This is a genomic window from Labrenzia sp. C1B70 (assembly GCF_000475395.1).
GTDB classification, from domain to species: domain Bacteria; phylum Pseudomonadota; class Alphaproteobacteria; order Rhizobiales; family Stappiaceae; genus Roseibium; species Roseibium algicola.
On the sequence record NZ_AXCE01000010.1, the window covers coordinates 202,764 to 215,233 of the forward strand.

11 protein-coding genes are annotated in these 12,470 nt (G+C 59.8%); all 11 read left to right on the forward strand.

What is annotated here, in order from left to right; all coding sequences use genetic code 11:
• Positions 1-20: 20 nt before the first annotated feature.
• The 11 genes from ybgC (at position 21) to Q666_RS46870 (ending at position 12,328) form a co-directional block, all read left to right on the forward strand.
• Positions 21-488, forward strand: a complete 468-nt coding sequence (gene ybgC / locus Q666_RS46825; protein ID WP_023003443.1) for a tol-pal system-associated acyl-CoA thioesterase — start codon at positions 21-23, stop codon at positions 486-488.
• A 265-nt stretch (positions 489-753) separates the two neighbouring features.
• Positions 754-1,458: a protein TolQ gene (gene tolQ, locus Q666_RS46830; protein ID WP_023003442.1), complete on the forward strand. Its 705-nt coding sequence runs from the start codon at positions 754-756 to the stop codon at positions 1,456-1,458.
• A 3-nt stretch (positions 1,459-1,461) separates the two neighbouring features.
• Positions 1,462-1,914: a protein TolR gene (tolR, locus tag Q666_RS46835; RefSeq protein ID WP_023003441.1), complete on the forward strand. Its 453-nt coding sequence runs from the start codon at positions 1,462-1,464 to the stop codon at positions 1,912-1,914.
• A 6-nt stretch (positions 1,915-1,920) separates the two neighbouring features.
• On the forward strand, positions 1,921-2,871 hold the full coding sequence (locus Q666_RS46840; protein ID WP_023003440.1) for a cell envelope integrity protein TolA: 951 nt from the start codon (positions 1,921-1,923) through the stop codon (positions 2,869-2,871).
• 45 nt (positions 2,872-2,916) lie between these two features.
• The gene (gene tolB, locus Q666_RS46845) at positions 2,917-4,266 is read left to right on the forward strand and encodes a Tol-Pal system beta propeller repeat protein TolB (protein WP_023003439.1); all 1,350 of its coding nucleotides are present in this window, start codon (positions 2,917-2,919) and stop codon (positions 4,264-4,266) included.
• Positions 4,267-4,417: 151 nt separating this feature from the next.
• Entirely contained in the window at positions 4,418-4,903 is a 486-nt protein-coding gene (gene pal / locus Q666_RS46850) for a peptidoglycan-associated lipoprotein Pal (protein ID WP_023003438.1), read from the forward strand.
• A 245-nt stretch (positions 4,904-5,148) separates the two neighbouring features.
• On the forward strand, positions 5,149-6,096 hold the full coding sequence (gene ybgF / locus Q666_RS46855) for a tol-pal system protein YbgF (protein ID WP_031270520.1): 948 nt from the start codon (positions 5,149-5,151) through the stop codon (positions 6,094-6,096).
• An 88-nt stretch (positions 6,097-6,184) separates the two neighbouring features.
• On the forward strand, positions 6,185-7,453 hold the full coding sequence (tilS, locus tag Q666_RS0133195) for a tRNA lysidine(34) synthetase TilS (RefSeq protein ID WP_161633286.1): 1,269 nt from the start codon (positions 6,185-6,187) through the stop codon (positions 7,451-7,453).
• Positions 7,454-7,622: 169 nt separating this feature from the next.
• A complete protein-coding gene (gene ftsH / locus Q666_RS46860) occupies positions 7,623-9,542 on the forward strand; it encodes an ATP-dependent zinc metalloprotease FtsH (RefSeq protein ID WP_023003435.1) in 1,920 nt (639 codons plus the stop codon).
• A 186-nt stretch (positions 9,543-9,728) separates the two neighbouring features.
• Positions 9,729-11,072, forward strand: coding sequence for a phosphoglucosamine mutase (gene glmM, locus Q666_RS46865; RefSeq protein WP_023003434.1), 1,344 nt, complete (start codon positions 9,729-9,731; stop codon positions 11,070-11,072).
• A gap of 434 nt (positions 11,073-11,506) precedes the next feature.
• Positions 11,507-12,328 (forward strand): outer membrane protein, encoded by an 822-nt coding sequence (locus tag Q666_RS46870; RefSeq protein ID WP_031270517.1) that lies wholly within the window; start codon positions 11,507-11,509, stop codon positions 12,326-12,328.
• The last annotated feature ends 142 nt before the right edge of the window (positions 12,329-12,470 follow it).

Here is a 12,470-nt window from a genome sequence, read left to right on the forward strand (position 1 = left end):
CAGCTTTCGAGGGACAAAGCGTGTCGGACTGGCCGGATCTCGCCGGCCGCCTGGAAGATGGCGGTCATGTGCTTCCTGTTCGCGTCTACTACGAGGACACGGATTTCACGGGCATCGTCTATCACGGTGCCTATGTGCGCTTCTTCGAGCGTGCCAGATCGGATTTCCTCCGTCTCATCGGGATTCATCATCGTGAGATGGCCGAAGGTACCCACGGTGCTTCGCTGGCCTTCGCAGTCAAGACAATGACGCTGGACTTCCAGAAACCGGCCAGGATTGACGATGTGCTGGAAGTTCATACCAGCCTTGCGGAGTACAAAGGCGCCCGAATCCGGCTCGATCAGCTGATTTACCGCGGCGAAGAGCTGCTGATTTCGGCTGCCGTCACCGTTGCGATCATCACCTCGCAGGGACGTCCGACCCGACTGCCGCAGGTCCTTTCGGAAAAACTCGTGCAGCATGCACCTGGAGAAAACACCGACGGTTGAAGGGCTTGGCCCTGAAAGAGCAGGCAAGCTGCTTGGCGGCGGTAAAATACTTTCAAAACCCATTACTGCGTTAATCTTGCAGTAACCTTAATTGATTCCTTTAGAGAGGGACTTTCTTTGATTGGAAAAGTCCCAGTTTTGACAAAATCAAACGTCAGAGAGGCGGCAGGTTACAAGAGCCGGCCGGCTGATTCCGGTTCCTCGCTGTCGTTTTCGAAACCTTGAATGCAAAACAGCGTCAGACGGCCAAGGGGTCATTGAATTTATGGAAACACTTGTCCAATCGACATTGGCGCCAGAGAGCGGCATTTCGTTTTTTGCGCTGTTCTGGCAGGCGCATATCGTCGTCAAGGTCGTAATGCTCGGCCTTTTGGGCGCTTCGGTGTGGTGCTGGGCGATCATCGTCGACAAGATCATGCTGGTCGGCCGGACACGGCGCCAGATGAGCCGGTTCGAAACGGTGTTCTGGTCCGGTCAGTCTCTCGAAGAACTCTATAATACGCTTCACAATCGTGTGAACCATTCCATGGCGGCACTGTTCGTCGCAGCCATGCGTGAATGGAAGCGCAGCCACGAGGGCGCGCGGCCTGCCATCGGCAGCCTGCAGCAGCGTATCGACAGGGTGATGGATGTCACCATCCAGCGTGAAGCCGAGCGGCTTGAAAGCCGGTTGCTGATCCTGGCAACCGTTGGCTCCGCGGCACCGTTCATCGGTCTGTTCGGAACGGTCTGGGGCATCATGACGGCGTTCCAGGCCATCGCGGCATCGGAAAGCACCAACCTTGCCGTCGTGGCGCCCGGTATTGCCGAAGCGCTGTTTGCGACCGCGCTTGGTCTACTGGCCGCCATTCCGGCAGTTATCGCCTACAACAAGTTCTCGGCCGACGTCGGCAAGGCGGTTTCGCGCATGGAAGGCTTTGCGGACGAGTTCTCCGCCATCCTGTCCCGTCAGATCGACGAGAGGGGCTGATCCATGGCCATGCAGGTCGGTTCAGGTCAGGCAGGAAGCGGACGGCGCGGACGGCGCAGGCGTCGCCACGCACCCATGAGCGAAATCAACGTCACGCCGATGGTCGACGTGATGCTGGTGCTCCTGATCATCTTCATGGTGGCTGCTCCGCTCTTGACGGTCGGTGTGCCGATCGATCTGCCGGAGACCAGCGCCAAGGCCTTGGAAGGCGATACCGAGCCGATAACCATCTCGGTGAACGCGGCTGGTGAAATCTTCATCCAGGATACCCCGATCACGATTGAAGAGATCGTGCCAAAGCTCGAAGCCATTGCCGCCAATGGTTACGAGGAACGTATTTACGTGCGCGGCGATCAGGATGCCGACTACGGCACCATGATGAAGCTGATGGGCCGCATCAGCGCGGCCGGGTTTAAACGCCTCGGTCTTGTCACTCTGGAAGAACGGGACTCGTAACGCGTCATGCGCGCAGGTCTCATCGCGTCTCTGGCCGGTCACTCGGCTTTCCTGCTCTGGGGCTTGATCGCCTTTCCGGACGCTGAGAGCTTTGCGGTTCCGCAGGTGGATTCTCTGCCTGTCGAACTGGTGCCCATCGAGGAAATCACCAGGCTTCGGGTCGGCGAAAAGACCGCCGAAGTTCGGGATGTCGCGGCGGTGAACCCAAGCGATACCCCGGCCGAGGAACCTCCGAAACCGGCCGACAAGCCAGGCGAAAGCAAGGTTGAGCAGCCGACGCAGCCGACACCTTCGCCGTCTCCGACGCCTCCTCCGGCACCGGAACCAACGCCCGTTGCGGATCCCGAGCCAGCTCCGGCGCCTGCGCCCGAACCAGCGCCGGTGGCCGAACCCGCGCCTGCACCGGATCCTGCCCCGGCGCCGGAGCCTGTGCCGCAGCAGGAGGCCGCGCCTGCGCCCCAGCCGATCGTGACCAAGGTTTCGCCGCGCTCCAAGCCGACGCCGCCGAGGAATGCGCCCGAGCCGCCGAAGGATAATTTCGACAGCACCGACATCGCTGCGCTTCTGAACAAGGTCGAACCGGCCAAACAGACCGGCGAAACCAGCCAGAACCCGGCCTCTCTCGGTTCCCGGCGCGGGGAGCAGAACGTGCGTATGAGCCAGTCCGAGCTGGATGCGCTGCGCGGAATGGTGGCGCAATGCTGGAACCCGCCGGTGGGGGCCGTCGGTGCGGAAGACCTGAAGGTTCGTGTCCGTTTCAACCTGTCCCAGGATGGTCAGGTTTCGGGCCAGCCGGAAGTCATGAATTCCAGCGGCAATCCGGCGTTCGGAGCAGCCTCGAGCAGTGCCGTGCGCGCGATCATGCGCTGCCAGCCATACAATCTGCCAATTTCCAAGTATGAAGCTTGGCAGGAAGTCATCATCAATTTCGACCCCAGAGAGATGCTCGGGGGATAGACTGGCCCGGCCAGTTCAAACGTCCATAAGGGAGCTGTTGTGCTCATGCGCGGAATACTGAAAAAACTTTCTGTTTTCACAAGCCGGAAAGCCAGAGGGCTCGCATTTGTTCTCGCTTCTTTTGTGGTGATTGCTCCGCTGCCGGCGGCAGCGCTTGTCGAAATCGATATTACCCAGGGCAACATCGAGCCCTTGCCGATCGCACTGCCGTCGTTTTCCGCCGAAGGCGGAGACGGCAAGCTGGCCGCGGACATGACCAACGTCATTGCCGCCGACCTGAAACGATCCGGCCTGTTCCGGCCGCTTGACCCGGCCAGCTTCATTCAGAAGAACATGAGCGTGAATTCCACGCCGCGTTTCGGCGACTGGCGCCAGATCAGTGCCCAGGCGCTTGTCACCGGTACGGTGATCAAGCAGCCGGACGGGCGTCTGCGGGCGGAGTTTCGTCTGTGGGACGTTTTCGCGTCAGAGCAGATGCTGGGCCAGCAGTTCTATACGACACCTGAAAACTGGCGGCGTCTGGCGCATATCATCGCTGACGCGATCTATGAGCGGCTGACCGGCGAAAAGGGCTACTTCGACACCCGGATCGTCTATGTCGATGAAACCGGCCCGAAGGACAAGCGCGTCAAGCGCCTGGCGATCATGGACCAGGACGGCGCAAACGTGCGTTACCTGACGCGCGGCGACGATCTGGTGCTGACACCGCGGTTCTCGCCGACGAGCCAGGAAGTCACCTACATGTCCTATGGCGGCGCCGATCCGAGTGTCTATCTGCTGAATATTGAAACGGGTCAGCGCGAAATCGTCGGCAACTTCCCGGGCATGACCTTTGCCCCGCGGTTCTCGCCCGATGGCCAGAGCGTGGTGATGAGCCTGCAGCAGGGTGGCAATGCCAACATCTTCAAGATGGACCTGCGCTCTCGCCAGACGACGCGTCTGACGAACGACGCGGCCATCGACACGAGCCCGTCGTTCTCACCGGACGGACGCCAGATCGTGTTCGAATCCGACCGCGGCGGCACACAACAACTTTATGTGATGAGCGCAGGCGGCGGTGGTGCGCAGCGTATTTCCTTCGGGCCTGGCCGGTATTCCACGCCGGTATGGTCGCCACGTGGAGACCTGATTGCCTTTACCAAGCAGCACCAGGGCCGCTTCATGATCGGCGTCATGCGGCCGGACGGAAAGGGTGAGCGTATCCTGACCGAAGGCTATCACAACGAAGGTCCGGCCTGGTCGCCGAACGGCCGTGTGCTGGTGTTTTTCCGGGATACGCCGGGCGCCAATGGCGGGCCGCAGGTCTGGACCGTGGACCTGACAGGATACAACGAACAGCGGGTGGAGACCCCGGCCTTTGCGTCGGATCCCTCCTGGTCGCCGCTGATCGACTGATGGAGACATGCGGCCTGTGAAGGCAGGCCGTGTTAAGCTTTCGCTAACCATGTTTGAAAAGGCGTTTTTTACCGGTTTTGGCTAGAAAGCGTTTACCAAGAACCGGACGGATGAAATGTCAGGTTGGCGGGCTGGGGTGTAGGAGACAGGAATGTTCAAGAGTTTAAACGCCGGACGGGGCGCGCGCTGGATTGCAGTCTGCTTCGTGGTTCTGTTCGCAGCAGCATGTGCCCAGAACAAACCGGACGGGCTGTCGAGCAATGTGAAGCCGGGCACGGGCCAGGACTTCGTCGTAAACGTGGGTGACCGCGTGTTCTTCGAAGAAGACCAGTCGGTGGTGACATCGCAGGGTCAGGCAACCCTTGCCAATCAGGCCAAGTGGCTGAACCGCTATCCCCAGTACACGATCACGATCGAGGGGCATGCGGATGAACGCGGCACGCGTCAGTACAACATCGCGCTGGGAGCACGCCGTGCCCAGTCCGCACGTGACTATCTGGTGGCGCAGGGCGTGAACGCCTCGCGAGTCCGGACGATTTCCTACGGCAAGGAACGGCCTGTTGCTGTCTGTAACGACAACAGCTGCTGGTCGCAGAACCGCCGTGCGGTGACGGTCCTGAACAACGCGACCAACTGATCCGGCAAATGCCGAACAAAAAGGCCGGGCAGCTTGCCCGGCCTTTTTTGTTGGGCCGGCCGGAAATGGCGAAATCACTTCAATGTCAGCCGGTAACGTCAAAATTTGGCCGAAGTCGAAGCGCTCTGTGCACTTGAGTAAGAAGCCGGGCATGGTAAGACATCATGCGCGTGGATCTGCTTGAGTATTGGCGTTTGTCGGACCACGGCCAGACACTGGTACAGCAAATCCAACCGGAGGAGCGAATGCTGAAACTAAAGGGACTGGCAGGTCTCATCATGGCGTTGGTCATCACCTTCGCCACTGCCACACCGTCGCAAGCCCAGCTGTTCGGACGCAAGAATGACGATTCCAGCGTAAGGATCGGTCAGCTTGAGGAACGGATCCGGGTTTTGACCGGTCAGATCGAACAGTTGTCCTATCAGATGCGGGAATTGCAGGATCAGATGCGCCGCATGCAGGAAGACAATGAATACCGCTTCCAGCAGCTGGAAGGCGGCACCCCGGGCAAGCGCTCGGATGTCGCTCCAGGATCGACCGCTCCGGGCCTAGGCCCGGACGGTACTCCGCAGTCGGGCAACCTTATCGCGCCGGGTGGAGGTTTTGCGACCCTCCCTACGGACGGATCTGGAGACGGCAACTGGGATCAGTCCGGCGGCTATGAAAGCGGTTTGCCGAGCGACGGTCCGATCGACCTTTCGCGGCTGGCCAACGGGCTTGAAAACCTGCCTGGTACCGGTCAGGAAATCGCGCCCGATCCCGGTCTTGCCACCGACGATGACCAGATTGCCAGCGTCATCGGCAGCGGCGACCCGAGCTCTGACTACAATCAGGCGTATTCCCTGGCGGTCAATGGCGATTACGCGGGGGCCGAGCGCGGATTCCGGAATTTTCTGGAAACCTATCCCGACGATGCACAGGCGGCGAACGCTCAATACTGGCTGGGCGAAAGCCTGCTGGCACAGCAGAACTACCGCGAGGCAGCCGATGCCTTCCTGAAGACCTACACGGACCATCCCGGCAACGCCAAGAGCCCCGACAGCCTGCTCAAGCTGGGTGTCTCGCTGCGTGGTCTCGGCGAAGCGGATGCGGCCTGCGCAACGTTTTCCGAACTGCTGAACAAATATCCGAATGCCGCTCCAGCCGTTTTGTCCCAGGCGCGGGATGAACGCCGTCGTGCCCAGTGCTCCTGACGGGCCGGTTGAGCCCGAGAGGCTCCCGGCCGATCGCGTCGATGCTCTTTTTTCAAAGCTAAGCTCTTTTTCCAATCTGGCGCTGGCAGTGTCCGGCGGCTCGGATTCCCTTTGTCTTCTTGTCCTTTTCGATGAATGGCGCAAACGCACCGGCTGGCAGGGTGCCGCCGAAGTGCTGTGTGTGGATCATCAACTCCGGCCCGAAAGCGGTCAGGAGGCGGAATTCGTTGCGACCAATGCGCGCGCGTGCGGCCTTGCCTGCACGGTGTTGCGCTGGACCGGCACCAAACCGGCTGCAAACCTCCAGGAAGCGGCACGCGTTGCCCGTTACCGGTTGATGGCAGCGCGTATGAGGGACATCGGCGCGGAGGCGCTTGTTCTTGGTCATCACCTTGACGATCAGGCGGAAACTTTTCTGGACCGTCTGACCCGGGGGAGCGGCGTTACCGGCCTCAGCGGGATGGCGGCTGACGAAGGCAGCGGTCCGGAAGGTCTGCGCCTGCTGCGTCCGCTCCTGAGTGTTTCGAAATCCGACCTCGAGGCAACGCTTGAAGAGCGCGGCCATTCCTGGTGCACGGATCCCTCGAACCGGAACCCGAAATACAAGCGCAGCCGGCTCCGCGCCATCTTGTCGCTGTTGGCCGAGGAGGGATTGAGCGCAGAGCGTCTTGCGCAGACCGCTGCCAATATCCGCCGGGCGCGGGAAGCCCTGGAGCGGACCGCCGATGACCTGGTCGCTCGGCTGATCACCGAACACCCGGCAGGACCCGCGCGCCTGGAGCGTGAAGCCTACCGCGAGCAGCCGGAAGAACTCCGTCTCCGGCTGCTCGTCTATCTGATGGCGCGTGTCTCGGGCAAGAATTCCCGACCAAGACTTGCCAGGCTTCAGGCTCTGGACGGAGTTCTGATGTCCGGTGAGACGAACCGTCAGACCTTTCAAGGATCGGTTTTCGACGCAGACGCAAGCGTCATCAGAGTGTGGAAAGAGCCGGGGCGCGAGCCGCCGGGCATTCTCACGGGTCTTGCTGGATCCGGCTCATGGGATGGCCGCTACCTTTACCGGGCTCCCACTCGTCCTTTTGACGAGAGTGATGCCCCCTTGTGCCTGGGGCCGCTGATGAACGCGCCTGTAGCGTCCCGGGAAATCGACTGGCCGGCGGGCTGGCCCAAGGCCGCCTTCGACTGCGCGCCGGTCCTGTGGCGGGCAGGGGAGATCCTGACCCCGGCTTCCGCAACGGCTGTTTTGACCATTGGCAATTCCTGCAGCAGCGCAGATTTGAATTTGGAGCGAATGCCGATCCAAGGTAAATTGCCGGATAACTTTATGGACAATGAGGACACAGACGAGGAAATCTGAGGTTTTCCCCATCTGGAACATCTGTTAGAGGTCCGTGCTTAAGAAAATAGTCAGCGCATCTGCGCAACTATGGCGCACCGCCTTGGCAGCGGGCTTTGGGCGACCTATCTTCGCTCTAAAGAAACGTAACCGCGTGCAGTTAGTCGCGTTGGGCGGTTAAGGAAACGAAATGAACGCACATTTTCGCAACTTCGCTCTCTGGGTGATCATCGCCCTGCTATTGATCGCATTGTTCCAGCTTTTTCAAAGTCCCGCGCAGCATGGCGCAACGAATGACATTGCTTATTCGGACTTCATGAAGCAGGTCGACAACGGCGAGATCCGATCGGTCATCATTCAGGAACAGAAGATCACCGGTACCTACAGCAGTGGCAGTGCCTTCCAGACCTACGCTCCTGACGGCGCGCAATATGTCGATGAGCTGCGCAGCAAAGGCGTCTTGATCAATGCCCGCCCGCCGGCGGAAAGCTCTCCGTTGCTTGGTGCGCTGTTCTCCTGGCTGCCGATGCTGATCATCCTGGGTATCTGGATTTTCGTCATGCGCCAGATGCAGGGTTCCGGCGGCAAGGCCATGGGCTTCGGCAAGTCCAAGGCGAAGCTGCTGACCGAGGCACACGGCCGGGTAACCTTCGAGGACGTGGCCGGTATCGACGAAGCCAAGGAAGACCTTCAGGAAATCGTCGAGTTTCTGCGTGACCCGCAGAAATTCCAGCGTCTTGGTGGCCGGATCCCGCGCGGTGTTCTGCTGGTTGGCCCTCCGGGTACCGGTAAGACGCTGACCGCGCGTGCGGTTGCCGGCGAAGCAAACGTTCCGTTCTTCACCATTTCCGGTTCCGACTTCGTGGAAATGTTCGTCGGTGTGGGTGCGTCCCGCGTCCGCGACATGTTCGAACAGGCCAAGAAGAATGCTCCGTGCATCATCTTCATCGACGAAATCGACGCGGTCGGCCGTCATCGTGGCGCCGGTCTCGGCGGCGGTAACGACGAGCGCGAACAGACGCTCAACCAGCTGCTGGTCGAGATGGATGGTTTCGAGCCGAACGAAGGCATCATCATCATCGCCGCGACCAACCGGCCGGACGTTCTGGACCCGGCGCTGCTGCGCCCGGGCCGTTTCGACCGCCAGATCGTTGTGCCGAACCCGGATATCACCGGCCGCGAAAAGATCCTGAAAGTGCATATGCGGAAAGTTCCGCTGGCACCGGATGTCGACGTCAAGACGCTGGCACGCGGTACACCGGGCTTCTCCGGTGCGGACCTGATGAACCTTGTCAACGAAGCCGCGCTTCTGGCTGCCCGCCGCTCCAAGCGCCTGGTGACCATGGCAGAGTTCGAAGACGCCAAGGACAAGGTCATGATGGGTGCGGAACGCCGTACGCTGGTGATGACCGAGGAAGAAAAGAAGCTGACCGCCTATCACGAAGCCGGTCACGCGCTGGTGGCTCTGCACCAGGAAGCTTCCGATCCGATCCACAAGGCGACCATCATTCCGCGTGGACGTGCGCTTGGCATGGTCATGCGCCTGCCGGAGAAGGACCAGGTGTCGCTTACCCGCGCCAAGTGCAAGGCCGACCTTGCTGTCGCCATGGGTGGCCGCGTCGCCGAAGAAATGATCTTCGGCTACGAGAAAGTGACTTCGGGCGCGTCCGGCGACATCCAGATGGCCACCAAGCTGGCCCGCGCGATGGCGACCCAGTTCGGCATGTCCGACAAGCTCGGTCCGCTGCTTTACGGTGAAAACCAGGAAGAAGTGTTCCTGGGGCATTCCGTGGCAAAGAACCAGCACGTTTCCGACGAAACCCAGAAGATCGTCGATGCGGAAATCAAGTCCTTCGTCAACCAGGGCTATGAAACCGCCAAGAAGATCCTGGGCGACCACGAAGACCAGTTGCATACGATCGCCAAGGGTCTCCTGGAGTACGAAACCCTGTCGGGTGACGAGATCAAGGGTCTGCTCGATGGCAAGCCGCCGGTGCGCGACACGGACGACGACCAGCCGGTCGGCCGGTCGTCCGCGGTACCGACCGCCGGTGCCAAGCGTGGCGGCGACGAGGCCAGCGGTGGCATGGAGCCGCAGCCGCAGTCCTGATCGGTTCCGATATTCTGAACAACCCAGATGCCCGGCCTGCGCCGGGCATCTTCGTTTGCGGTGAAAGAACAGGGTTGCCAGCCATCAGGGAATGGTAACAATTGCTCACATATTTTGAATCGTGACTTCGGCTGATTGCGTTACAAAGAGCGCAACCAAGACAGATAGATCAGCAAGGCATATTTGATGCGCAAGTTTTTCGGCACCGACGGCATCCGCGGTCAGGCGAACAGCTATCCCATGACCGCCGAGATGGCGCTGAAGGTTGGCATGGCCGCCGGGTTGGCTTTCAAGAACGGCGGACACCGCCACCGGGTGGTTATCGGCAAGGACACCCGCCTTTCCGGCTACATGCTGGAAAACGCCCTCGTGGCAGGCTTCACTTCGGTCGGCATGGATGTGTTCCTGCTGGGCCCGCTGCCGACGCCAGCTGTCGCGATGCTGACACGCTCACTCAGAACCGATCTCGGTGTGATGATCTCTGCCTCGCACAATCCGTTCCAGGACAACGGCATCAAGTTCTTCGGCCCGGATGGCTTCAAGCTCAGCGACCAGATCGAAAAGACGATCGAAGAGCTGATGGAAAGCGACCTGACATCCCGCCTGCCGAGCGCCAGCGAGCTAGGCCGTGCAAAGCGGATCGACGGTGCGCAGCAGCGCTACATCGAATTTGCCAAGCGGACGCTGCCAAGGGAAATGAGCCTGGAAGGTCTGCGTGTTGTGATCGATTGCGCCAACGGGGCTGCCTACAAGGTCGCGCCCGAGGCATTGTGGGAGCTGGGTGCGGATGTGATCACCATGGGTGTCACGCCGGATGGCTTCAACATCAACAAGGAATGCGGCTCGACGTCGACCGATGCCTTGTCTCGCAAGGTGCATGAAGTACGCGCCGACATCGGCATTGCGCTCGATGGGGATGCGGACCGGGTCATCATCGTCGATGAAAACGGTTCAGTGGTGGATGGCGACCAGCTGATGGCCGTGGTGGCGCAGTCCTGGCAGCAAAGCAACCGCCTGTCCGCGCCCGGGATCGTGGCGACGGTCATGTCCAATCTCGGGCTGGAGCGATACCTTCAGAGCCTCGGGCTGGGCCTTGCCCGGACCAAGGTCGGTGACCGCTATGTGGTCGAGCATATGCGTGCCAACGGCTACAATGTCGGCGGCGAGCAGTCCGGCCATATCGTCCTGTCCGACTTTGCCACGACCGGCGACGGCCTGATCGCGGGCCTGCAGGTTCTTGCGTGCGTCAAGGATCAGGACAAGCCCGTGTCGGAAGTCTGCCGCCGGTTCGAGCCCGTACCGCAGATCCTCAAGAATGTGCGCTACAAGGGTGGCAAGCCGCTTGAGCAGGATCTGGTCAAATCCGCGATCGAGGATGGCGAAGCCCGCCTTGGCAATTCCGGCCGCCTCGTGATTCGAGCTTCCGGCACCGAACCGTTGATCCGCGTGATGGCGGAAGGCGACGATGCGGAGCTGGTCAAGCAGGTGGTCAATGATATCGCCGGCGTGGTGGCAACAACCGCGGCCTGATCGGCGAGACAACAAGTGATAAGAAAAGCCGCCCATGTGAGGCGGCTTTTTTGTTGCGCCTTATCCGCGGAGAACCCCGGATGACACCTGGAATACAGCCTCTGGACAGGGCGACTGGATGCCACTTTCTCGGGAAGTCCTAACAAGTTCATGAAAACGTGGCGACAGGTGGCCTCCCGGATCCGCATCGTGTTTCATTTGACCTGGATGACAACAAGCGGCTCTGGCAGCTATGTCCCCGGCCTGCCTGATAATTTTGCAGGCCAGTTTCTGATCTTTCGACGTTTCTTCGGCTGTTAAGGTTTCCTTAAGGTAAAAAAACGCGGTTAAAGAACAGAGTTAAGTCACAATTAATGAATTCCCGTCAGTATGCTTTCAAGTTTGATGTGTCCGGCATTGGTTAACGCGGACGCTCACTGGAAAAGGACGAGGACATGGACAATTTCTTTAAGCGTTTGTCTTTGACCGGCTTTGCTGTTGCGCTTTCCACTGCTGCATATGCCGCGGATTTGCCAACCCCGGTCATCGAGCACATCCCGGAAGTCCCGGCCGTTGGTGGTTGGTACCTGCGTGGTGATATCGGATACAAATTCTACAACGATCCAAGTGGCAGTTTTAACGATCCGGTGATCGGAGACCTGCGATTCCAGCGCGAGTCCATGGATGATGCCTGGATGATCGGGGTTGGTGTCGGTTACCAGTTCAACGACTATTTCCGTTCTGATGTCACGATCGACTACGAAACCTCGGCAAATGTTAAAGGTTACGCAGTTTGCGGTACCTGTGCGGGTGGTTTTTCGACAGAATCAACTGATGTCGACGTCTGGACTGTCATGTTGAACGGTTATGTTGACCTGGGCACATGGAACCGCATCACACCATATGTTGGTGCCGGTATTGGTGCTTCCTACGTGACTACCGACAACACCTATTCGATCAACCCAGGTGGTACTGGTCGCACGGACTATGACGGATCACATAGTGAATGGAACTTCGCATGGGCACTTATGGCCGGTGCGTCCTACGCTGTGACCGACAACTGGGCAATCGATGCGGGTTATCAGTATCGCGATCTCGGTGATGCCAAGACTGTCAAACTTCATGATGCGGGTACCGGAGAGACTCGCGTCGAGTGGGACGATCTGACTGCGCACGAAATTCGGCTCGGTGTTCGTTACAACTTCGGTGGTGGCGCGCGTGTTCCAGCCGGCCCGGTCTACTACGAGCCGCAGGGTCCGATCACCAGCAACTTCTGATCTTCCGATCAGCGAATTTGAAAGGCCGGTCAATCGACCGGCCTTTTCCTGTTTGCGCTCACACTTTCCCTTGAGTTCTCTTGAGCCAAGCGAAGCCAATCCTGATTTCAGGTGCGGGTGGCTTGTCTGAGAGAACGCTTCC